This window comes from Flavobacterium johnsoniae (assembly GCF_030388325.1).
Classification (GTDB): Bacteria; Bacteroidota; Bacteroidia; order Flavobacteriales; family Flavobacteriaceae; genus Flavobacterium; species Flavobacterium johnsoniae_C.
Genome location: NZ_CP103794.1, coordinates 1,113,484 through 1,137,611, shown reverse-complemented (window position 1 = coordinate 1,137,611; position 24,128 = coordinate 1,113,484). Strand labels below are relative to the sequence as shown.

The following is a 24,128-nucleotide window of genomic DNA, read 5'->3' as shown; positions in this document are numbered from 1 at the left end:
TAAAATCGTAATAAATCTGCTTAATCTGCCAAATCTGCGAGCAAAAATTTCACGAAATTAAAATCATAAAATGTTAAGAGAAATATACATCACCGAAACAAATTGTATCACGCCTTTAGGTTTTGATGTTGAATCGAACATCGAAGCGATTTTGCGTGGCGATTCGGGAATTCAACTTCATAGTGATATTTCTTTGATGCCGAATTCATTTTATGCTTCGATTATTTCAGATGAAAAAATAAATAGCGCTTTTTCAAAAATTAGTACTGAAACCCAATATTCGCGTCTAGAGAAAATGATGATTTTGGCTTTAGAGCCGATTATCAAAAATTCTGGAATTGAATTAAATTCAAAAACGGCATTTATACTTTCTACCACAAAAGGAAATATTACGGCTTTACAAAATGATTCTGAAGAAAGTTTCAATAATGCACATTTAGATGTTTTAGCAAAAAACATTTCAGATTTCTTCGGATTCAAAATACAGCCAATTGTGGTTTCAAATGCTTGCGTTTCGGGAATTTTGGCCGTTTCAATTGCCAAAAGAATGATTCAATCTGAACTTTATGACAATGTTTTTGTAGTCGCTGGCGATGAAGTTTCAGAATTTGTTTTATCTGGTTTTAATGCTTTTCAAGCCATGAGTGAATTGCCTTGTAAACCGTATTCTAAAAACAGAACAGGAGTAAGTTTAGGCGAAGCGACAGCAGCAGTTTTAGTTTCGGCGGAAGCCCAAAACGCAAAAATAAAAGTAATTGGCGACAGTTCGATAAACGATGCGAATCATATTTCGGGTCCGTCTAGAACTGGTGAAGGTTTGTTTAGAAGTATTCGGAATGCTTTGAAAGAAGCTCAAATCGAAGCCAACAAATTAGATTATATTTCAGCACACGGAACAGCAACTCCATTCAACGACGAAATGGAAGCAATTGCCTTAAATCGTTTAGGTTTGCAAAATGTTCCTGTAAATAGTTTAAAAGGTTTTTACGGTCATACATTAGGCGCTTCAGGATTATTGGAAACGGTAATTGCGATTGAATCTGCGAATAGAAATATGCTTTTTGAATCGAAAGGATTTGATGAAATTGGTGTTAGTGAAGCAGTAAATGTTATTGAGAAAAATGAAGAGGCAACTATTGAGTATTTTTTGAAAACAGCTTCTGGTTTTGGAGGTTGTAATACGGCAGTGGTTTTTGAGAAAGTGAAATCATTCAGATAAATTTATATAAATATGAAACCTATCGAACAAAATAAATTTTCATCTACTATATCTGGCATTAAATTATTTTTAGATGATATTGAGCTAATTTTATCCAAATTTTCAGCTCTGAATGAAAATTACATATTATTTGATGATGATAACATTTATGAAAATTTAGAAGAGTTAAAACATTATAAAGGAAATAATCCTAAGATTATTAAGATTGAATTAAAAAATGAAGTAGGTAGTTTTAATTTTTTATATGTTAGAATAGTCGAAGATTTAGGATCTGTCAGTTCTTATGGAGAAAAACAAAATAAAATAGCATACGAAATTGAAAAAATATTCTTGAAACGAAAAAACAGTCCGTTAATTAGATATTTTTTTAATCCTAAAAATGCCGTTTACAACATTATAACCATAACTACAATATCTTGCTTAATTTATTGTTATAAAACATATTACTTAAAAGAAATTGTAAATATTAAACAAAACCTATGGCCAATAGTTCTATGGTTTGTAATATTATTTTTTACTCTATTAAATAAAAATTCTAATGGTAAAATAGAATTAAAAAGAAGACATGAGAGTAGCTTTTTAAAAAACAATAAAGATTCCATCTTACTTGTAATTATCACTGCAATATTTACCGCTATTATAACTTCGATAATAACTGCTCTTTTATCATAATAATTAAATTTACTCAGATTAAAAAATAAATGTTTAATCAAAAAACCCACATACAATCCTACATCACCATCCAAAACAACGAAATTGTTTTGAACGGTACTTCTGTATTCAAAATCGAACCAACCGATTTTGCAGATTTCTCTAAACAAGCGTATCGTAATTTTGAAATGCAATATCCAAAGTTTTTCAAAATGGATGCTTTGAGCAAACTGGCTTTTTTAGGATCTGAATTGCTTTTGAGTCCGATAACTTCAGAAGAAAAAGAAAACAATATCGCTTTAGTTTTGGCTAATAAATCGTCCAGTTTAGATACCGATGTAAAATATCAGGAATCTATTTCAGACAAAGAAAACTATTTTCCGAGTCCAGCTGTTTTTGTTTATACGCTGCCAAATATCTGTTTGGGCGAAATAAGTATCCGTCATCAGCTGAAAAGTGAAAATTCTTTCTTTATATTTGAAACCTTTAACGCAGAATTTATGTCCAATTATTCCAATATTCTTCTGAATACGAATAAGGCAGATACGGTTTTGTGCGGCTGGGTAGAATTTTTCAATGACAATTATAAAGCTTTTCTTTGTACGATTAGTACAGCAGAAAACACAGAATATAAAAACGAAACTATCAATACATTATACAATAAATAATCATGGAAGCATTAAAAGAAGAATTAAAAAATAAAATCATAACTACTTTAAACCTTGAAGATATCGCAATTGAAGACATTGCTGATAACGATCCTTTGTTTGGAGATGGTTTAGGTTTAGACTCGATTGATGCACTTGAATTGATCGTGATTTTAGATAAAGATTACGGAATTAAATTAGTAGATCCGAAAGAAGGGAAAACAATTTTCCAATCTATCGAAACTATGGCAGCTTACATTAGCGCGAATAGAACTAAGTAGTTACATAAACTTTGACAAAGAGTTTCTAACTTAAAGTAATGCTTATAAAACTTGGCGACTCTGCGACTTTGCGAGATTAAATCACAAAGCTTTTTTTTCTTAGCAACGAGAAATTTGCTCGCAAAGATGCGAAGTCGCAAAGTTTTTAATCTAAAATCTAAAATGGCAAAAGGTGTTGCAATTACGGGAATGGGAATTATCTCCGCAATCGGAAATTCGGTTGAGGAAAATTATCATTCCTTAATCGAAAATAAAATCGGGGTTTCTCGCATCTCCAATATTTCTACAGTTCATGCAGATGTTATCAAAGTGGGTGAAATCAAAAAAACCAACTATGAGCTTATCAGCGAACTGGGATTAAACAGCGATAATAATTTTTCGAGAACCGCTATGATTGGTACTTTGGCAGCAAAACAAGCTGTTGAAAATGCTGGCATTACCTCAATCAACGAATTTAGAACCGGACTTATTTCGGCTACCAGTGTGGGCGGAATGGACATGACGGAGAAACATTATTACGATTATTTCGAAAAACCAGAATTGGTTAAATATATCACTTGTCACGACGGCGGTGATGTTGCCGAAAAAATAGCCGAAGAATTAGGTTTGAAAGGAATGGTAACTACTATTTCTACAGCTTGTTCTTCTGCGGCAAATTCGATTATGTTGGGCGCGAGATTAATCAAAACTGGAAAATTAGATCGCGTAATTGTAGGCGGAGCCGATGCTTTGGCTAAATTCACCATCAACGGATTTAAAACTCTGATGATTTTATCTGACGATTACAACAAACCTTTTGACAATAATAGAAAAGGATTGAATCTGGGCGAAGCTGCCGCTTTTTTAGTTTTAGAATCAGATGAAATTGTGGCCAAACAAAACAAAAAAGTGTTGGCTAGAGTTTCGGGTTACGGAAATGCAAATGATGCTTTTCACCAAACGGCTTCTTCAGAAAATGGAGACGGCGCTTATTTAGCAATGAAAAAAGCGTTTGAAGTTTCGGGTTTAAAGCCTTCGCAAATTGACTACATCAACGTTCACGGAACTGCAACGCCAAACAACGATTTATCTGAAGGAAGAGCTTTACGACGTATTTACGAAGAAGAAAAAGTTCCAGATTTTAGTTCGACAAAACCGTTTACAGGTCATACTTTGGCGGCTGCGGCTGCGATTGAAGCTGTTTACAGTGTTTTGGCAATTCAGAATAATGTGGTTTATCCGAATTTGAATTTTGAAACTCAAATGGAAGAATTCGATTTGACACCGCAGACTACTTTAAAAAATGCAAATATCGAACACGTTTTATCTAATTCTTTCGGATTTGGAGGAAATTGTTCAACCCTTATATTTTCAAAAAGCTAATGAAAAAAACATATATAAATGGAGTAGGCTGTATTTCGACTCAAAAAACATTTGATACTGTTTTTTTAGAAGAAGCCAATGTAAATCACGATGAAAATGTGTTGGCAATTGTTCCGCCTGCGTACAAAGAATACATTTCGCCAGCTGCCAGCAGAAGAATGGCTAAAGGTGTAAAAAACGGAATCGTAGCTTCGGCTTTAGCAATGAAAGATGCGAATGTCGAAAATGTCGATGCGATTATTACTGGAACTGGTTTGGGCTGTATCGAAGATTCTGAAAAATTCCTGAAAAGCATTTTAGATAATAAAGAAGAGTTTCTGACTCCGACTTCTTTTATTCAGTCAACTCATAATACAGTTGGCGCGCAAATTGCACTTTTACAGCAATGTAAAGGTTATAATTTTACTTACGTGAATGGTGCAGTTTCTTTTGAATCGGCTTTGATTGATGCAAAAATGCAAATTGAAGAAGACGAAGCCAATTCAATTTTGGTTGGTGGAGTTGATGAAAACGGCGATTATACAACTGCCCTTTTCAAATTAAACGGACGCATCAAAAAAGATAATTCTGCTCCTTATGATGTTTTAACTTCTACAACAAGTGGAGCTGTTTATGGAGAAGGCGCTAGTTTTTTTGTTTTAGAAAATGAAAGAAAAGAGAATACTTATGCTGAACTTTTGGATGTTGCTATTGTAAATACTCTTGAAGTAAATGAAGTAGAATCTAAAATTAAATCCTTTTTGAAATCTAATAATTTAGAAATTTCGGATATTGATGCTTTGGTTTTAGGTTTTGATGGAAATGCTTTTTTCGAAAATTATTATAGAAATCTTGCCGAAAATGCATTTGCAAAAACTCCTGTTTTGTACTACAAACATTTGAGCGGCGAATATGATACGGCTTCAGCTTTTGCTTTTTGGGTGGCGGCAAAGATTTTAAAAACGCAAGAAATTCCAGAAATCATAAACGTAAATTCGGTTACAAAACCAGCTTACAAAACGGTTTTACTTTACAATCAATTAAACGGAAAAAATCATAGTTTTACGTTACTTTCAAAATGATAACGCATAAAAACATTTCGATATTTTTTATCATTTTATTGATTCTTCTGAACCTCTTGAATCTTTATATAACAATAAATTTTCTTTGGTTTTTAGGAATCGTTGTAACTTGGATCGGAATAAATGCTGCTGGTTCTTCGAGAATTTCTTCTAATTATCATGTAAAAGCTTTCTGCAATAATCCGCTGGAAACGGAGAAAAAAATTGCCTTAACTTTTGATGATGGTCCGAGTGAGTTTACTTTGGAAGTTTTAGAACTTCTAAAAAAATACAATGCCAAAGCGACTTTTTTCTGCATTGGAAAAAACATCGAAAAGCATCCCGAAATTGTAAAACAAATTATTACCGAAGGTCATTTGGTTGGAAATCACTCGTATTCTCATTCTAAATTTTTCGATTTTTATCATGAAGATAAAATAACGAAGGAACTTCGTAAAACAGATCAATTGCTGGAAAAATTCACTTCAAAAAAGATAAACTTTTTTCGTCCGCCTTATGGAGTTACGACGCCTTCGATTCGAAGAGCTTTAAAAAAAACAAATCATAAAGTTATCGGCTGGAATATTCGTTCGCTTGACGGAGGAACAACAAATGTAGAATCGATTTTGAATCGAATTAAAAAACGTGTTTCTCTTGGCGGAATTGTACTTTTGCACGATACGGGAAAACATTCCGTTTTGGTCTTGGAACAGTTTTTGCAATTTTTACAGCAAAATAATTATGAAGTGATTTCTATTGAAGAATTACTGAATCTTAATGCTTATGAAATTGAACGCGGATGAAACAGATTCGCTTATGCGAAGACGCGGATTAGACGGGTTTTATTTAATTAAAATTCGTGAAAATTGGTGTAATTCGTGGCAAAAATAATAAGCACAATCTTAAAAATATGAAAACTAAATTAGTTATACTTATTCTTTTTATTTCAGGCAGTTTGTTCGCTCAAGAACAAAAAATGACTGTTGCAGAAATTGCTCAATTTAAAGAAGATGTAAATGTTGTGGCGAAAAAAATCAAAACCTTAAGTACTGATTTTGTTCAGTACAAACATTTGGATTTTTTGTCGAAAGATATTGAAACATCTGGAAAAATGTTTTTTAAGGAACCTGCACTTTTGCAATGGCAATATAAAAAACCGTACAATTATAGCATCACTTTCAAAAATGGAAAAATCCTAATTAACGACGAAGGAAAGAAAAGCGCCGTTGATATTGGAAACAGCAAAATCTTTGCTCGCATCAATAAATTAATTGTTGGAAGCGTAAGCGGAAATATGTTTGACGATAAAGAATTTACGATTTCGTATTTTAAATTGAAAGGTCAAAACCTAGCGAAATTTATTCCGAAAGATGCGACTTTGAAAAAATACATAAAACAAATTGAACTGACTTTTGATAAAGAAGAAGCAACGGTGGTTCAGGTAAAATTATTAGAATCATCTGAAGATTATACCAGAATTGTGCTTAAAAATAAAGTGATCAATGCAAAAATCGACGATTCAGTTTTTACTAATTAATTGCTTTTTAGCGATTGTTTTAATCTCTTGTGGCTCGGTCACAAAAAACTATACGCCTAAAAAATTAGACAAAACGTCTTATGCAGTTCCCTATTTTGCAGATTCAAAAACTGATTATGTTTATAAAACCAATATCAGCGTTTACGGAAACGAAATATCAGGAATTTTCATTGCAAAAAAGATAAACGATACAACACACAGAATTGTTTTTACAACAGAATTCGGAAACAAATTAATGGATTTTGAAATTTCTGAAAATGATTTTAAAGTCAATTCTATTGTTTCAGAATTAGATCGAAAAATCTTAATTAATACTTTAAAAGAAGATTTTCGATTGCTTTTAAAAAAGGAATACGTAATTCAGGAACAATTTGAAAATGAATCTTCTGATATTTATAAATCTAAAGACGGCAAAAGGGATAATTACATTTTTATCTCCAAAAAAGATCAAAAACTAGAAAAGATCGTTCATTCTTCTAAAACAAAAGAAAAATTTACACTGCTTTTCAATTCAGAAAACAATATTTTTGCTGAAAACATTCAGATTATTCATCAAAATATTAAGCTTAAAATTGAGCTGAATTATTTTAAATCAGAATAGAAAATTAAACTAACCGTAAAACTAAACTAATCCCAAGATGAAAAAAATAACTTTAATTGCATTTGTTTTGTTATTTGGAATTCAATATTCTCAAGCACAAGTAAAAGTTAGTCCAGGACTTCGAGGCGGTTTGAACGTATCAACGTTAACGAATATAGACGACAATAATTCAAAAACAGATTTCTATGTTGGTGGATTAGTAAACATTAAATTTAATAAGTTCTTTTCTTTACAGCCAGAGATTACGTACTCAAGACAAGGCGATGAAGGAAGAGAATATTTTAACAACGGTAGTTATCGTAATATAAATTATGAGCTAAATTATATAACACTTGGAGCAGTTGCAAAATTTAACTTTAATGGTGGCGGTTTTCATCTATTGGCAGGACCTTCTTTAGATTTAAAAGTTGGTGATAATTACATCAATTCTAATCCTGAAGATTTTGACTTGGCGATAGTTGGAGGTATTGGTTATACATTACCAAATGGTTTGACATTTGAAGCGAGAATTAAACAAGGATTGGTAGATATTTATGGTTACGATTATTACGATAACGATGGATACTACACTAATGATGCAATTTTAAATCAGGTTTTTCAAATTGGTATTAGCTATACTTTTAAAACAAAATAATGCATGAAAAAAAGAGTCCTTTTCTTTATTGCTGTTTTTACAGTTTTAAATATACAAGCTCAAATAAGTGTTAAACCTGGTTTAAGAGGCGGATTTAGTTTTTCGACGATTTCTGAAATGCATGCCGATTATAAAACTGATTTTTATGTTGGTGGTTTTTCTGAAATTAAGATTACAAAAATTTATGCGCTTCAACCAGAACTTAATTACACCAGACAAGGTTCTAATAATGTTGCCCGTAATTATTTTGATGAAAACACGCAGACCAATAGAACTGAACATCTGGATCTTGAAATAAATTATTTGTCACTTTCGGTAATGAACAAATTTACTTTACCGCAAGGAATTCAATTTCAAGCTGGGCCAACATTAGATATTTTATTGAATGATAATCTGGCGGTTAGAAAAGCGCAAAATGATCTTGGTTTAGTTTTAGGAGTTGCTTATGCTCTTCCGTCTGGTTTAACATTCGAAGCGCGTTTTAAGAAAGGTTTGCTTGATATTTTAAGCAGTGATTATTATCAAAATGACTCGAATAATTATTATTTATTCGGAGATTATAATACTAATATTAATTTTCAGCTAGGAATTTCCTATTCATTCGGAAAATAAAAAATATGATTTTAAACGATTTTTACAAAGTTCTATCGGAGGAAAAAGTATCCGATTCAAAATATAATGTTACTATTTTGGTTAATGAAAAACATGAAGTTTTCAAAGGTCATTTTCCTGGAAATCCGATTATGCCAGGAGTTTGCATGATTCAGATTATCAAAGAATTGACAGAGAAATTCACACAAGAATCTTTGTTAATTCAAACATTGACAAATGTCAAATTCATGGCGCTTATTAATCCTGAAGCTACGCCAGAATTGCGTTTAGAATTAGACATTACGGCAACTGAAGACAATTTAGTAAAAGTGAAAAACACGACTTACTTTAACGACACGACTGCACTTAAATTGAGCACAGTGTTCAAAAAAATATAATTATGAAAGTATTATTGACATTATTTTTATGGATTAGTTTTGTTGGAACGCCAGATTTGGCTTCAATACGCAAAATGTATTCTGATGTTGCAAAATCAGAAGCAAATGCCAAAGATTTTGCGGCAAAACTTGCAACCGTTTCTCATAATGATGATAAAATTTTAGTGGCTTACAAAGCGGCTTCGATTTTAGTAGATTCTAAATTTGAAAAAAAATTAGGCGAAAAAATTGAACGTTTTAAAGAAGGCGCAAAACTTCTTGAAGCTACAATTAAAAGTGATCCAAGTAATATAGAAATGCGAATGATTCGTTTAAGCGTTCAAGAAGACGTTCCTGCTATTACGGGTTACAAAAAAAATATAAAAGAAGACAAAAAGTTCATCACAACCTATTATGCAGGACAAGGTGCGGCTTTGAAAGAATATCTTAAAGACTTCGTTTTACAATCAAAAAGTTTCTCAGAAAAAGAGAAGCAATTCGTGAAGTAAGCTCAAAAAACACCTCATGAAATCACATCAGGAATTACTTAATTCGATCAGCTTTTGCGTTATTGTGCCCACTTACAATAACCCGAAAACACTGAAAAAAGTACTGGATTCTATTTTAGATTTCACCACAAATATTATCATTGTTAATGACGGTTCAACCGATTCGACAAGTGAAATTTTAAAACAATATTCGCAGCTGACGCAGATTCACCATCCTCAAAATTTAGGAAAAGGACGTGCGCTGAGAAATGGTTTTAGAAAAGCTTTAGAATTGAACTTCGAATACGCCATTACAATTGATTCTGATGGACAACATTTTGCTTCTGATATTCCTGTTTTTTTGGAAGAAATTCAAAATAATCCAAATTCGCTTTTAATCGGAAGCCGAAACATGACGCAAGAAAATGTGCCGAAGAAAAGCAGTTTCGGAAACAAATTCTCTAATTTCTGGTTCAAGTTTGAAACTGGAATCAAACTCGACGACACACAATCTGGATTTAGATTGTATCCGCTTCGATTATTGCCAAAACGATTTTATACCAATAAATTTGAATTTGAAATCGAAGTAATTGTTCGTGCAGCTTGGAAAGGAATTGTGGTAAAAAATATTCCGATTCAGGTTTTGTATGATCCTGCTGAAAGAGTTTCACATTTTCGCCCTTTTCAGGATTTTACCCGAATTAGTATTTTGAATACTGTTTTGGTAACCAATACTTTGTTGTACATAAAGCCTAGGGATTTTTTTAGGAACGCAAAAAAAAAAGGATTTAAGAAATTCTTTCTCGAAGATATTTTAGAAAGTTCAGATTCTAATTTTAAAAAATCTGCTGCAATTGCTTTAGGAATTTTTATTGGACTTTCGCCTTTCTGGGGATTTCAAACCATATTGCTTTTTTCTTTAGCCGCTTTGTTTAAGCTCAACAAAGTCATTGCTTTTTTGACTTCTAACGTAAGTTTTCCGCCTTTTATTCCGTTTATCATTTTCGGGTCCTTAAAAATAGGAAGCTATTTTGTGTCTTCAGATGCACCGCTCATTTTAGATAGTTCGATGACGTTTGACGATATTCAAAAAAATGCAGCTCAATATATTGTCGGAAGTCTTATTTTAGCAACCGTTTCAGCGCTATCAGTTGGTCTTATAAGTTATTTGCTTTTAACGGCTTTTAGTTCTAAAAATAAAACGAATATTTAAGTTATGTTTGCCACGAATTTCACGAATTATCACGAATTAATTTGTGGAAATTAGTGAAATTCGTGGCGAAAAAAAATCTGTGCGAATCACTTTAATCTGTGGCAAAAAAATTTTAAACCAAAACCATGCATCAATACTTCTACGCCATTCATTTATTTGTAAATCGAAGAAAATCTTTATCGGTTTTTTTGGCTGTTTTGATGCTTCTTGTTTTTGGATTTTTTGCTTCGAGATTAAAATTTGAGGAAGATATTACCAAACTTATTCCAACAAACGACAAAACCGATGTTACGGCAAAAGTGCTGAAACAATTAAATTTTGCCGATAAAACAACCGTAATTTTCAAACTAGAAAAAAATGGTTCTGCCGAAGATTTAAAAGAAATGGCAACTGCATTTTCAGACAGCGTTTCTAAATCCTGCAAACCTTACATAACAGGAATTCAAGGAAAAATCGACGAAGAAAACATTCAGGAAACTATAGATTTTGTTTATAATAATCTGCCGCTTTTTCTAGAGGATAACGATTATAAAAACATCGAACAAAAACTGCAAAAAGACAGTATTGCAGCAACCGTTCAAGGAAATTACAAATCAATCATTTCACCTTCTGGATTTGTTACCAAAGACTTTATTCTACAAGATCCGTTTGGTATTTCGTTTATTGCCTTAAAAAAATTACAGCAATTAAATATTGGTGACGATTTTACACTAGAAAACGGTTTTGTAATGACAAAGGACAAAAAGAAATTACTGCTTTTTATCACTTCGAATATTCCGTCTAGCGAAACAGAAAAGAACACCATTTTTGCCGAAAAACTAAAATCGGTTCAAGAGAATTTAAATACCAAATTTAAAGGAAAAACTTCCATTAGTTATTTTGGTTCTGCCTTAATTGCTGTTGCAAATGCCAATCAGATAAAAGGCGATATTATTTTGACAACATCCATCGCGATGTTTACTTTAATGCTAATTCTGATTTTATTCTACCGCAAAGTTTTAATTCCGCTGATAATTTTTCTACCGACGGTTTTTGGAGGTTTATTTGCCGTTGCATTTTTATATTTTGTTAGAGAACAGATTTCGGCAATTTCATTAGGAATTGGTTCTATTTTATTGGGAATTACAATCGATTATTCTATTCATATTCTCACGCATTACAAACATAACAGCGATGTAAAGACTTTATACAAAGACATCACAATGCCTGTAATAATGAGTAGCTCTACAACTGCGGTTGCTTTTTTATGTCTGCTTTTTGTAAAATCTGACGCGCTGAATGATTTGGGAATTTTTGCCGCCGTTATTGTAATGGCTTCGGCTATTTTTTCTCTTTTAATTGTTCCTCATTTATACAAACCAAAAGAAAATCCGGCAGAACATAAGAAAAATGTGATTGATAAAATGGCGCATTTTTCATTTCACAACAATAAAATCTTAATCGGACTTTGTGTTATCATCACGATTATCTGTTGTTTTACTTATAATGATGTTGGTTTCAATAATGATTTGTCTCAGCTAAATTTTATTCCAAAAGATATTAAAGCTGCCGAAAAACAATTGGAAGAAAGCACAAGTTTAACTTCCAAAACGATTTATGTCGCTTCTTATGGAAAAACAATGGAAGAAGCTTTGCAACATAATAGCCAACTTTTTTCTGATTTATCAAAAGAAAAAAATCAAGATAAAATTCTAAACTTTAGTTCTGTTGGCGGCATCGTACTTTCTCAAAAAGAACAACAACAAAAAATTGAAAAATGGAATTCATTTTGGACTTCACAGAAAAAACAATTCGTACAATCTGAATTGATTTCCGAAGGTTCAAAACTTGGTTTTAAACCAACTACTTATTCTTTATTTTTCGATCATTTAGATTTTGATTTCAAACCTGTTTCTGCAACTGAATTTTTAAAAATTAAAGCGCTTCAATTACAAGAATTCATTACAGAAAAAAATGATTTTTATACGATTTCTACTTTAGTAAAAGTTACGCCAGAACAGCGAGATGCATTTGTAAAATCAGCTTCAGCAAAAGAAAATGTTATTGCAATCGATCGTCAGCAAATGAACGAAACGTTTTTCAGCACTTTAAAAACCGATTTTAATTCTCTTGTCAATTATTCTTTTGTTGCCGTAATTCTGATTTTGTTTTTCTTTTTCCGAAGAATCGAATTGGTTATTATCAGCTGTATTCCAATTGCGTTGACAGGAATTGTAACCGCAGGAATTATGGGCGTTTTTGGCATTCAAATGAATATTTTCAGTATGATTGTCTGCACTTTGATTTTTGGTCACGGAGTCGATTTTAGTATTTTTATGACAAGCGCACTTCAAAAAGAATATACCAACGGAAAAAACGAAATTGCCATTTATAGAACGTCAATTATTCTAGCGGTAATTACAACCATTCTCGGAATTGGCGCGATGATTTTTGCAAAACATCCAGCATTAACATCTATTTCGTCGGTTTCATTAATTGGAGTTTTTGCAGCATTAATTATTACGTTTATTTTCTATCCGATTCTATTCAAATTATTTTTGTCAAATCGTTCTAAAAAAGGAAATCCGCCTTTTCAATTACGCACTTTTATTCATGGTGTTATTTCGTTTGCCTATTATGGTTTGGGCGGAATTGTAATGTCAATTTTCAGCTTTACATTAATGCCGATTATTCCGCTTGACGCGAAAACAAAAATGAAAGGTTTTCGATATGTAGTTTCAAAATTGATGAAATCGGTTTTATATTCAAATCCTTTCATTCGCAAAAAAATCGTCAATAATTACAATGAAACTTTCGAAAAACCAGCCGTAATTATTGCCAATCATTCCTCTTTTATCGACATTTTAGCTATTGGAAGTCTGAGTCCAAAAATCATTTTTCTGGTAAGCGACTGGGTTTACAACTCTCCTATTTTTGGCGGAATTGTTAGAAAAGCAGGTTTTTATCCTGTTTCAGAAGGAATCGAAGGCGGCGTTGAACATTTGCGTAAAAAAGTAAACGAAGGATATTCATTAATGGTTTTTCCAGAAGGAACTCGCTCAGAAAATAATGTAATCAAGAGATTTCATAAAGGAGCTTTCTTTTTGGCAGAAGAATTTAAATTAGATATTATTCCTGTTGTAATTCACGGTGCTTCAGAAGCGATTCCGAAAGGCGATTTTGTCATTCACAAAAGCTCACTTACCGTTACAATATTAGAAAGAATAACTCCTGAAAATATTTCATTTGGAACTAATTATGCCGAAAGAACCAAACAAATTAGTTCGTTCTTTAAAGCAGAATATCGTAAAATTCGCGAACAGCTTGAAGGCGCAGATTATTTCAAATCAATGTTGATCAACAGTTACGATTATAAAGAAATCGAAGTTGGAAACAGCGTCAAAAAAGATCTGAAACAAAATCTAGAAACATATTATAATTTAAATAAACAAATTCAGCCAAAAGCAAAAATCTTGCATTTAGCAAATGATTACGGGCAATTGGATGTTTTATTAGCGTTGCAAGAACCACAACGAAAAATAGTTTCTTTTATAAATGATGAAGAAAAATTACTGGTTGCCAAAACAAATTATTTCCTTAAAAAGAGAAAAATAATTTATGTTGACAAATTAGAATCGGCATTTGAAAATGAGTTTGATGTTCTGCTTATTTCTGATGAAAGTTATCAAAACGATTTAGAAAAAATCAGTTTAAATGTTTCTTTTGTAATTTTAGTGAATTGTTCAAATTTGAAAAATCAGTTTGATTCTAGTTTTGAAATTATTTCGGAAGAAAATGCTTTACTTGTTTTAAAGAAAAAATAATGAAAAAAGAGTACGATGTAGTCATAATTGGCAGCGGTTTAGGCGGATTGGTTTCTGCCGTTATTCTGGCAAAAGAAGGCTACAACGTTTGTGTACTCGAAAAAAACAATCAATACGGAGGAAATCTTCAGACTTTCGTTCGAGATAAAACCATTTTTGATACTGGAATTCATTATATCGGTGGTTTAGGCGAAGGTCAAAATCTTTATCAATATTTCAAATACATCGGAATAATGGATCATTTGAATCTCAAAAAATTAGATGAAAATGGTTTCGATATTATTTCTTTTGATGATGATAAAACTGAATATCCGCACGCACAAGGTTTCGAAAATTTCATTGAAAAACTGACGCATTTTTTCCCAGAAGAAAAAGAAAATCTGGAGCAATATTGTCAAAAAATAAAAGAAGTTTGCAAAGCTTTTCCTCTTTATAATCTCGAATCTGAAGGCAGATATAACGATGAAGTTTTAACGCTTAATGCAAAAGAAACCATCGATTCTTTCACACAAAATGAAAAATTAAAAGCCGTTTTGGCGGGTTCCAATTTTCTGTACGCCGGAATTGCCGATAAATCGCCATTTTACGTTCACGCCTTAATCGTAAATTCTTATATCGAAAGTTCTTGGCGCTGTATAAACGGCGGAAGTCAGATTACCAAACAACTTTTAAAACAGCTTAAAAAATACGGTGGCGAATTTTTTAAACATAAAGAAGTCACCAAAATTGAAATTGAAAATCATAAAGTGAATTTGGTGAAAATGAAAGACGGAACAGAAGTTTCGGGAACGTATTTCATTTCTAACATCGAACCCAAAACGACTTTGAAATTGGCGGGTCAGGAAAATTTTAGAAAACCCTTTTTCAGTAGAATTCAAAATCTTGACAGCGTACTTTCTGCTTTCAGTTTGTACATCGTTTTTAAACCCAAAACTTTCAAATACATCAATCATAATTATTACCATTTTAAAAGTAGCAACGATGTTTGGAGTTCTTATGAATATGATGAAAATTCATGGCCCAAAACGTTTATGGCTTCTATGAGTCCGTCAAAAAAAGACGAAGAATGGGCAGACGGAATCACGTTTTTGACTTACATGAAATACGAGGAAGTTAAAGATTGGGAAAATACCTTTAACACCACTTTTGACGAAAATGAACGAGGAGAAACTTATGAGGATTTCAAAGCCAAAAAAGCAGCTAAATTTTTAGACGAAGTAGAAAAGAAATTTCCAGGAATTAGAGATTGTATAAAATCAGTTCATACTTCTACACCACTTTCTTATCGCGATTACATTGGCGGTGACGGCGGCAATATGTACGGATATGTTAAAGATTCAAATAATCCGATGAAAACTTTAATTCCTTCTAAAACTAAGATAGAAAATCTTTATCTTACAGGCCAAAGTATTAACATGCACGGAGTCTTGGGTGTTACGGTTGGAGCTGTTGTAACTTGCTCAGAAATTGTAGGAAAAGAATATCTGCTGGAAAAAATTAAAAAAGCATCTGAATAGTTTAGTTATGAAAAACCGAATTCTATACTTCTTTTTTATCGGTTTTTTAAGTTTGCTCACTTCCTGCGGCACTTCCAAATCAAAACATCATAAACCAGATCTTACTGCTTACAACACTACAAAACCTATTGTTGAGAAAGTTTCAGACAGCGTTTTCTTCTCTGGAAAAAATTCACTTTTAAAGAATAAACAAGGCGTTTGGGAATTGTACGTTGAAGGTGATCCGCTAGAAATTGGGTTGACAACTGGCGCTTTAACTGATTCGCTTTTAAAAAAACAACAGCGCATTTTTTTCTCCAAAATAACCGATTTTGTTCCGTCAAAATTTCAACAGAAAATACTTCGTCAGTTTTTAAAATGGTTCAATCGTAAATTGTATTTGAATGTTCCAAACGAATATCAGACCGAAATTTACGGTGTTTCTCAATATACTTCGAACGAATTTGATAATATCGCGCCACAATATCAGCGCAGTTTGTATTTGCACGCGGCGCACGATATTGGGCACGCTTTACAAGATTTGGCTTTAGTTGGCTGTTCTTCTTTTGCGGCTTGGAATGAAAAATCGGAAGATGGAAATTTGATTCTCGCCCGAAATTTTGATTTTTATGTGAATGACGCTTTCGCGGAAAATAAAATAGCCGCTTTCATAAAACCGAAAAAAGGAAACCCGTTTATGATGGTGACTTGGCCCGGAATGATTGGAGCCGTTTCTGGAATGAATCTAGAAGGTTTGACTGTAACGATAAATGCTTCAAAATCTAAAATTCCGCTTAGCGCGAAAACGCCGATTTCGATTTTAACCCGTGAAATTTTACAGCACGCTAAAAATTTAGACGAGGCGATTGCCATTGCAAAACACAGAAAAGTGTTTGTTTCTGAATCGATTATGGTTGGAAGCGCCAACGATAATAAAGCCATTTTAATTGAAGTTTCACCAAACAAAATGGACGTTTACGATGTTCCAAATTCTGATCAATTAATTTGTTCGAATCATTTTCAAGGCGAAGCTTTTGCAACAGATAAAAGAAATCTTGAACAAATTGCAAACAGCCATTCGGAATATCGATTTGAAAAAATGCAGGAATTGCTGTCTGAAAATCCGAAAGTGAATCCGAAAATTGCATCTGAAATTCTTCGAAATAAAGAAGGTTTAAAAAACATTCCATTAGGATTCGGAAATGAAAAAGCACTAAATCAATTACTGGCGCATCATGGAATTATCTTTAAACCGAAAGAAAAATTGGTTTGGGTTTCTGCAAATCCGTATCAATTGGGAGAATTTGTTTGTTATGATTTGAATTTAATTTTCAATCAAAACAAAAATATTCCGCAATCATTTCAAACAGAAAATCTAAATATTGCCAAAGATTCTTTTTTGGAAACAACTGCTTTTCAGAATTATAAAAAATTTAAAGTTGAAGATCATAAAATGGACTCGCTTCTAGAAAACAAAGAAACCATTTCTCCAGAGTTTCTTCAATATTATCAATCATTAAACCCTGATTATTGGGTTGTGTATTATAAAGCAGGATTGTACTTTTACCAAAAAAAGGAATTCTTGCAGGCAAAGCTTAATTTTGAAAAAGCTTTAACCCACGAAATTACAACAGTTCCAGATAAAGAAAAGATTGAAAAATATTTAAAAAAAGTCAAAAGAAAATTAAAATGATTCCAGCAATAGAAAAAGATTCTTTAGAAGAAATTAAAATTTTTCAAGAACAAAAATTAGTTGAACTTTTAGCATATATCAGCGAGAATTCTCCTTTTTACAAAAGACTTTTTGCCGGACAAAATATTGATATTTCTAAAATTAAAACTTTAGAAGATTTACAACATTTACCTGTTACGACCAAAGAAGATTTACAACAATATAACGATGATTTTTTGTGTGTTCCGCAACATAAAATTATAGATTATGCTTCGACTTCGGGAACTTTAGGCGATCCTGTAACTTTTGGTTTAACCGATTCTGATTTAGATCGTTTGGCTTATAATGAAGCCATTTCTTTTGCCTGTGCAGGAATTGCAGAAGGCGATGTGGTACAATTAATGACAACAATTGACAGGAAATTTATGGCTGGTTTGGCTTATTTTCTGGGTCTTCGAAAATTGAAAGTTGGCGTTATTCGCGTTGGTGCGGGAATTCCAGAAATGCAGTGGGATTCTATTTTAAAATACAATCCGAGTTATTTAATTACAGTTCCTTCTTTCCTTTTAAAATTAATTGAATATGCCGAAATTCATGGAATCGATTATAATAATTCGAGCATAAAAGGTGCAATTTGCATTGGAGAATCTTTGAGAGAACAGGATTTTTCTATGAATATTCTATCTAAAAAAATCACGGATAAATGGAATATTAAGTTGTTTTCGACTTACGCTTCGACAGAAATGAGCACCGCTTTTACAGAATGTGAACATGGAAAAGGCGGACATCATCATCCAGAATTGATTATTGTTGAAGTTTTAGACGAAAATAATATTCCTGTAAAAAATGGCGAAACAGGCGAATTGACTTTTACTACTTTAGGAATTGAAGCAATGCCTTTATTGCGTTTTAAAACCGGAGATATTGTACAACTTCACAACGAACCTTGCGCTTGCGGGCGAAACACGTTGCGCGTTGGCCCAGTTGTTGGGCGTAAAAAACAAATGATAAAATACAAAGGAACAACCCTTTATCCGCCAGCGATGAACGATGTTTTAAGCAGTTTTGATACTATCGAAAATCATCTAATCGAAATCTCTACAAACGATTTAGGTACTGATGAAATTGTAATTAAAATTGCTTCCAAAAATCAAACTCCAGAATTTCTTCAGGAAATAAAAGATCACTTTAGAGCCAAACTGAGAGTAACTCCAAAAATTGAATTTGCTTCGAAAGAAGTTTTGAATCCATTGGTTTTTAATCCAATGAGTAGAAAACCAATTCGGTTTTTTGATTACAGATAATTTTTTAGGGACAAAGTTGCAAAGGTTCAGAGGGACAAAGGTTTTGTAAAAGGCTGATAGAAAAACCTTTGCAACTTTGTCACTATGTCACTTTGCACCTAATATCACGCCAATTCGAAGAAAAGTTGTAATTTTGCAAAAAATTACGAAGATGGTCAAGATTGGCAACATAGAATTACCCGAATTTCCTTTATTACTAGCTCCGATGGAAGATGTTAGTGATCCACCGTTTCGCAGATTATGCAAAACGCATGGTGCTGACATGATGTATTCTGAATTTATTTCTTCGGAAGGATTAATTCGTGACGCTATAAAAAGCCGTATGAAGCTGGATATTTTTGATTACGAACGTCCTGTCGGAATTCAGATTTTTGGTGGTGATGAAGAGGCAATGGAGATGTCGTCTAAAATTGTTTCTACTGTAAAACCTGATTTGGTTGACATTAATTTTGGATGCCCAGTAAAAAAAGTAGTTTGCCGTGGTGCTGGAGCTGGAGTTTTGAAAGATGTTGATTTGATGGTGCGTTTGACACAAGCGGTTATCAAAGGAACTGATTTGCCTGTTACAGTAAAAACCCGTTTGGGCTGGGATGAAAACTCTATCAATATTGATGAAGTTGCTGAAAGACTTCAAGACATTGGCGTTCAAGCTTTAACAATCCATGCTAGAACTCGTGCGCAAATGTATAAAGGTCATTCTGACTGGTCGCACATTGCACGTGTAAAAAACAATCCAAGAATTACAATGCCGATTTTCGGAAATGGCGATATCGACAGTCCAGAAAAGGCATTAAAATATAAAAACGAATATGGAATTGACGGAATCATGATTGGCCGCGCTGCGATTGGTTATCCGTGGATTTTTAACGAAATCAAACATTTCTTTAAAACAGGTGAACACTTACCTGCTCCAACGGTTATCGATCGCGTTGAAGCTGCAAGAAATCATTTGCAATGGTCAATGGACTGGAAAGGGGAACGTTTGGGAATTGTAGAAATGCGTCGTCATTACACCAATTATTTCAAAGGAATTCATTCGTTTAAAGAATTCAAACAAAAATTAGTTACAACTGATGCTCCAGAAGATTTATTCGCAATTATGAAAGAGATTGAAGAGGTTTATGCTGGATATGAGTTTGTTTAGAATTTTAAAAAACTTTAATTTTAAACAAAATTAAACGCAATCATTGTCATTTCGACGAAGGAGAAATCTCCGCAAGTAACTCCGTAACGAAAATCCAATCTTTGTCGAGCTTCTCGTGGAGATTTCTCCTTCGTCGAAATGACAAAAATGCTCATAAAAAAAGACCTTCAAAAATTTGAAGGTCTTTTTATGTTTTATTTTAGTGATTCTAAGATTTTAGTAGCAATTTCGTCTTGCCCTTTTTCACTGGTTATGTAACTTCTGTCATTTTCATTAGATAAAAAGCCCATTTCTAAAAACATTGAAGGGCATTCAGAATTTTTTAAAATGTAGAAAGGTGCTTCACTTATCCTTCTTTTAGCAAGGTTTCCCGTTGCAGCGATATTGTCTATCATACTTTCAGCCATTTCTTTTGACTGATCATAAAATGTTTTTTTTGACGAAATAAAAGCTTGTACTCCATTTGTCTTATTATTTGGATTGACAGAAACATGTAATGAAATTACTAAATCCGGTTTCAGGTTATTGATGATAGAAACTCTTTCACTTAATTCCATAAAATGATCACCTTCACGAAGCAAAACAATTTCTAGGTTCTCATTTTTATTCTGGGCTTTAATTTTTTTAGCAATTGTTTCTACGATTATTTTTTCCTGCAAACCATTCAAGGATGCACCAAAGTCATCTCCGCCATGACCAGCATCTATTACAACTATTTTTTTATCTACTGGCTTAAAGGCCATAAATGCAAATACAACTAGGGATAAAACTACTAAAAATTTGATCTTGGTTTTCATAAATCTATGTTTTTGGTTAAATAAATTCAACGCAAATTTTTGAGAAATATTGTACAAAATTAAACCTGAACTCGCTTCCACTTTCCTCTCTTATAAAAAACAATTCCAGCAAGCGTAATAGCAGTTTCAGCAACGGGAATAGCGATAAAAACTCCAGTTGGTCCCATATTGAAATGTTTCGCTAATACAAAAGCGAGCGGAATTTGAAACAGCCAAAAACCGAAAAAGTTAATTCCGGTTGGTGTCCAGGTATCTCCCGCTCCGTTGAAAGTATTGATTAAAACCATTCCAATTCCGTAGAAAATAAAACCTACGCTCATGATTTGTAACGCTTCGATTGCTATAGTTTTAACCTGTTCGTCATTCGTGAAAAATGAAATAATATATTTTCCAAAGACCAAAGTAATAACCATAATTGAAGCCATGAAAATTACATTATATCTTGCTGTTGTCATAACAGATTTCTCGGCGCGTTCAATTTGTTTAGCACCTAAATTCTGTCCAACCAAAGTCGCAGCGGCATTACTTAATCCCCAAGCCGGAAGAATAAAAAACATCATAATTCTAAGCGCCGTTTGATAACCTGCTGAACCGTGATCTCCGCCAGTTGTTGCTACTAATTGTGCTAAGAAAATCCAACTGCAAGAAGCAATTACGAATTGCAAAATTCCTGGAGCTGCAATTTTTACTAAAGCTCTTATTTGAGTAAAATCTGGTGCGAAATAAGAAATCTTGATTTTTAAAATTCCGTTTCCGAAAAACAAATGATAAACTTGGTATAAAACTCCAATACTTCTTCCAATCGTTGTAGCCAAAGCTGCACCAACTAATCCAAAAGCAGGAATGGGTCCAAAACCATTAATTAAAATGGGACACAAAATAATATTGCAAATGTTGGCGATCCAAAGACTTTTCATGGCAATTGCTGCATTTCCTGCTCCACGAAAAATTCCGTTAATTAGAAACAAAAGCATGATGCATAAACTGGAACCAATCATAATCTGCGTAAATCGGTAGCCATGTTCTGCTGATTCTATTGAAGAACCCATTAAAATCAAAATATCTTTTGCGTAAATAATTCCGAAAATGCTTAATACACTATTAACTGCAAATGCTACAATAATGGCCTGCATTCCTGCTTTTGCAGCAGCGATTGGATCTTTTTCTCCAATGCGTCTTGCCACAACTGCAGTTGCAGCCATACTCATTCCGATAGCTAAAGAATATATTACAGTTAATACCGATTCTGTTAAACCAACAGTTTGAATGGCAAAACTGCTGTGTTCTAAATGCCCAACGAAATACAAATCGACCAAAGCAAAAACCGATTCCATCATCATTTCTAAAACCATCGGAATGGCCAATAGAATTACGGCTTTCTTAATACTTCCTGAAGTGTAATCAAAAGATTCGTCGCCTTTTAAGGCTTGTTTTAAAGTGGTGAAAATTTTAGAAAACAAACTTTTCTTTATAATTGTTTCTGTCATGATATTTTAGGATAAAAATAATATTGGCCCAGAAATTTTTAAATCTGAGCTAAAAAAAGTAAACGTAAGTATCCTAATTATTCTAAAAAATAAAATAGGATTAGGCAGAAACAATCATATGCTGTAGTTATTTAAGGCGGTAAATATAAGTAATATTTTTTAGCAAAAATTAATCAAGCAATTTTTTACTAACTCTGCTGCTTGCTATTAAAGACGCTACAAAACCTAAAGAAATAATAGTTGTCATTACAATAAGTACATTTTCCATTGTAAAAACAACCGGATAAGCAAGTGTTGGCGTAATCATAATCAAGTCAAATTGTTGTTGCAAAACTACAAGTATTATACCTAGCGCCAATCCGATTAATCCGCCAAAGACACTTAACAAAGTGCCTTGAAGTAAAAATATTTTGCGAAGATGAGTGATGTCTGTTCCAAGATTAAAAAGGGTTTTAAGATTTCCTTTCTTTTCTAAAATCATCATAATCAAAGCTCCAATTAAATTGAAAAGTGCTACGATAATCACTAAAGTAAAAATCAGATAAACGGCAATATTTTCTGTGTTGAGCATTTTATACAATGACTCATTTAATTGCGCTCTGTTTTTTAAAGTGATTTTATTTTTAAAGATAGAATTCAGTTGCTTCTTTATTGCACTTTCATCTGCATTTGGTTTTAGTTTAAATTCAATTCCAGAAATCTGATTAGGTTTGTACATCAGTAATTCTTGCGTTAAACCTAAATCTGCGAATACATATTTAGAATCTAAATCTTCGCTTATAGAATAAATTCCGACCGGTAAAACATCTGTTTTATTGAAAGCTTCTTCTGGATTTTCAATTGCTCCTTTTCCTGGTTTTGGAGCAAAAATCTGAAGCGGATTTTCGAAATCCATAATTCCCAAAGAAAAATTCTGCGCCAAACCATAACCTATAACAACCTGAAACGTTTCTGGTTTCAGCCATTGACCATTAAAAAGTTTCTTTCTAATATCGTTAACAACGGCATAAGAACTATCAACACCTTTAAGATATGTAACTTGCTGTTTGTCTTTAAATAAAAACAAGACACGTTCTTCTATAATTTTAGTGTAAGAAGCGACACCTTCTATTTTCTTGATTTCATTTTCCTGATTGGGTGCAATAAAAAATGACTTTCCGTAAGTGCCTGTCAATTTTAAATCAGGATCTATTTCATTTGTAAATGAAAGACTAAAGACTTTCAATCCGCTAAAGACGGATAAAACCACAAACAAAGCCATCGTACCAACAATGATTCCCATGCTGGCAATACGATTAATGATATTGATAGCATTGTTTTTACTGCTGCTAAAAATATAACGTTTGGCTATGTATAAGGGGAAATTCAATTTATGATTTTCTTCTTTTTTCTAAAAGATCACGGTTTTCTATTGGGTTTTCTTTTCCTGCAAGTGCATTATCAATTTTCTCAATATAATCTAAAGAGTCATCTATAAAGAAAACTAAATTTGGAACGCGACGCAATTGCAAACGTACACGCTGCGATAAATCATGTTTGATTAAAGTTGTATTTGATTTGATTCCTTCTAAAGTTTCTTTAGCTTTTTCTTGTGGAAAAATACTTAAATATACTGTTGCCACAGATAAGTCTGTAGTTACACTTACTTTAGACACTGAAATTACCAAATTTGTAACCCCGTTTTTTCTCACTTCACCTTGCAGAATATCAACCAGATCTTTCTGAATAACTCCACCTATTTTTTTCTGTCTATTTGTTTCCATCTTGCAAAAATACTATTTTTA

At 32.7% G+C, this 24,128-nt stretch carries 23 protein-coding genes; 19 read left to right on the top strand and 4 right to left on the bottom strand.

Annotated features, from left to right (window positions below):
* Nucleotides 1-70 precede the first annotated feature (70 nt).
* The 19 genes from NYQ10_RS05075 (at nt 71) to dusB (ending at nt 20,060) form a co-directional block, all read left to right on the top strand.
* A complete protein-coding gene (locus NYQ10_RS05075) occupies nt 71-1,219 on the top strand; it encodes a beta-ketoacyl synthase N-terminal-like domain-containing protein (protein ID WP_289879175.1) in 1,149 nt (382 codons plus the stop codon).
* Between the two features lie 12 nt (nt 1,220-1,231).
* Nucleotides 1,232-1,891, top strand: coding sequence for a hypothetical protein (locus NYQ10_RS05070; protein WP_289879174.1), 660 nt, complete (start codon nt 1,232-1,234; stop codon nt 1,889-1,891).
* A gap of 29 nt (nt 1,892-1,920) precedes the next feature.
* Nucleotides 1,921-2,538, top strand: coding sequence for a 3-oxoacyl-ACP synthase (locus NYQ10_RS05065; protein ID WP_289879173.1), 618 nt, complete (start codon nt 1,921-1,923; stop codon nt 2,536-2,538).
* Nucleotides 2,539-2,540: 2 nt separating this feature from the next.
* Nucleotides 2,541-2,798 carry a phosphopantetheine-binding protein gene (locus tag NYQ10_RS05060; RefSeq protein ID WP_017496902.1) on the top strand — a complete coding sequence of 86 codons (258 nt, stop codon included), beginning with the start codon at nt 2,541-2,543 and terminating at the stop codon, nt 2,796-2,798.
* A gap of 162 nt (nt 2,799-2,960) precedes the next feature.
* The gene (locus tag NYQ10_RS05055) at nt 2,961-4,160 is read left to right on the top strand and encodes a beta-ketoacyl-[acyl-carrier-protein] synthase family protein (protein WP_289879172.1); all 1,200 of its coding nucleotides are present in this window, start codon (nt 2,961-2,963) and stop codon (nt 4,158-4,160) included.
* The gene (locus NYQ10_RS05050) at nt 4,160-5,221 is read left to right on the top strand and encodes a beta-ketoacyl synthase N-terminal-like domain-containing protein (protein ID WP_289879171.1); all 1,062 of its coding nucleotides are present in this window, start codon (nt 4,160-4,162) and stop codon (nt 5,219-5,221) included. Before NYQ10_RS05055 ends, NYQ10_RS05050 begins: the two co-directional genes overlap by 1 nt.
* Nucleotides 5,218-6,003 (top strand): polysaccharide deacetylase family protein, encoded by a 786-nt coding sequence (locus NYQ10_RS05045; RefSeq protein WP_289879170.1) that lies wholly within the window; start codon nt 5,218-5,220, stop codon nt 6,001-6,003. The genes NYQ10_RS05050 and NYQ10_RS05045 overlap by 4 nt, the downstream gene beginning before the upstream one ends.
* 107 nt (nt 6,004-6,110) lie before the next feature.
* Entirely contained in the window at nt 6,111-6,737 is a 627-nt protein-coding gene (locus NYQ10_RS05040) for an outer membrane lipoprotein carrier protein LolA (protein ID WP_289879169.1), read from the top strand.
* Nucleotides 6,703-7,338 (top strand): hypothetical protein, encoded by a 636-nt coding sequence (locus NYQ10_RS05035; RefSeq protein WP_289879168.1) that lies wholly within the window; start codon nt 6,703-6,705, stop codon nt 7,336-7,338. The genes NYQ10_RS05040 and NYQ10_RS05035 overlap by 35 nt, the downstream gene beginning before the upstream one ends.
* A gap of 37 nt (nt 7,339-7,375) precedes the next feature.
* Entirely contained in the window at nt 7,376-7,972 is a 597-nt protein-coding gene (locus NYQ10_RS05030) for a porin family protein (protein WP_289879167.1), read from the top strand.
* Between the two features lie 3 nt (nt 7,973-7,975).
* Nucleotides 7,976-8,584: a porin family protein gene (locus NYQ10_RS05025; protein WP_289879166.1), complete on the top strand. Its 609-nt coding sequence runs from the start codon at nt 7,976-7,978 to the stop codon at nt 8,582-8,584.
* A gap of 5 nt (nt 8,585-8,589) precedes the next feature.
* Entirely contained in the window at nt 8,590-8,961 is a 372-nt protein-coding gene (locus NYQ10_RS05020) for a 3-hydroxyacyl-ACP dehydratase (RefSeq protein ID WP_289879165.1), read from the top strand.
* Between the two features lie 2 nt (nt 8,962-8,963).
* Complete coding sequence (locus NYQ10_RS05015; RefSeq protein WP_289879164.1) at nt 8,964-9,449, top strand: hypothetical protein; 486 nt, start codon at nt 8,964-8,966, stop codon at nt 9,447-9,449.
* A 16-nt stretch (nt 9,450-9,465) separates the two neighbouring features.
* Entirely contained in the window at nt 9,466-10,641 is a 1,176-nt protein-coding gene (locus tag NYQ10_RS05010) for a DUF2062 domain-containing protein (protein WP_289879163.1), read from the top strand.
* 125 nt (nt 10,642-10,766) lie between these two features.
* A complete protein-coding gene (locus tag NYQ10_RS05005; protein WP_289879162.1) occupies nt 10,767-14,444 on the top strand; it encodes a 1-acyl-sn-glycerol-3-phosphate acyltransferase in 3,678 nt (1,225 codons plus the stop codon).
* Nucleotides 14,444-15,961 (top strand): phytoene desaturase family protein, encoded by a 1,518-nt coding sequence (locus NYQ10_RS05000; RefSeq protein ID WP_289879161.1) that lies wholly within the window; start codon nt 14,444-14,446, stop codon nt 15,959-15,961. The genes NYQ10_RS05005 and NYQ10_RS05000 overlap by 1 nt, the downstream gene beginning before the upstream one ends.
* A gap of 7 nt (nt 15,962-15,968) precedes the next feature.
* Nucleotides 15,969-17,633 (top strand): C45 family autoproteolytic acyltransferase/hydolase, encoded by a 1,665-nt coding sequence (locus NYQ10_RS04995; protein WP_289879160.1) that lies wholly within the window; start codon nt 15,969-15,971, stop codon nt 17,631-17,633.
* A complete protein-coding gene (locus NYQ10_RS04990) occupies nt 17,630-18,916 on the top strand; it encodes a phenylacetate--CoA ligase family protein (RefSeq protein WP_289879159.1) in 1,287 nt (428 codons plus the stop codon). Before NYQ10_RS04995 ends, NYQ10_RS04990 begins: the two co-directional genes overlap by 4 nt.
* 151 nt (nt 18,917-19,067) lie before the next feature.
* Nucleotides 19,068-20,060 (top strand): tRNA dihydrouridine synthase DusB, encoded by a 993-nt coding sequence (dusB, locus tag NYQ10_RS04985; protein ID WP_289879158.1) that lies wholly within the window; start codon nt 19,068-19,070, stop codon nt 20,058-20,060.
* 194 nt (nt 20,061-20,254) lie between these two features.
* Here dusB and NYQ10_RS04980 read toward each other — a convergent pair whose 3' ends face one another.
* The 4 genes from NYQ10_RS04980 to rbfA form a co-directional block, all read right to left on the bottom strand.
* Nucleotides 20,255-20,857: an N-acetylmuramoyl-L-alanine amidase family protein gene (locus tag NYQ10_RS04980; protein ID WP_289879157.1), complete on the bottom strand. Its 603-nt coding sequence runs from the start codon at nt 20,855-20,857 to the stop codon at nt 20,255-20,257.
* A gap of 59 nt (nt 20,858-20,916) precedes the next feature.
* The gene (locus tag NYQ10_RS04975) at nt 20,917-22,344 is read right to left on the bottom strand and encodes an MATE family efflux transporter (RefSeq protein WP_289879156.1); all 1,428 of its coding nucleotides are present in this window, start codon (nt 22,342-22,344) and stop codon (nt 20,917-20,919) included.
* 169 nt (nt 22,345-22,513) lie between these two features.
* On the bottom strand, nt 22,514-23,713 hold the full coding sequence (locus NYQ10_RS04970) for an ABC transporter permease (RefSeq protein ID WP_289879155.1): 1,200 nt from the start codon (nt 23,711-23,713) through the stop codon (nt 22,514-22,516).
* Between the two features lies 1 nt (nt 23,714).
* Entirely contained in the window at nt 23,715-24,107 is a 393-nt protein-coding gene (gene rbfA, locus NYQ10_RS04965; protein ID WP_229353550.1) for a 30S ribosome-binding factor RbfA, read from the bottom strand.
* Between the last annotated feature and the right edge of the window lie 21 nt (nt 24,108-24,128).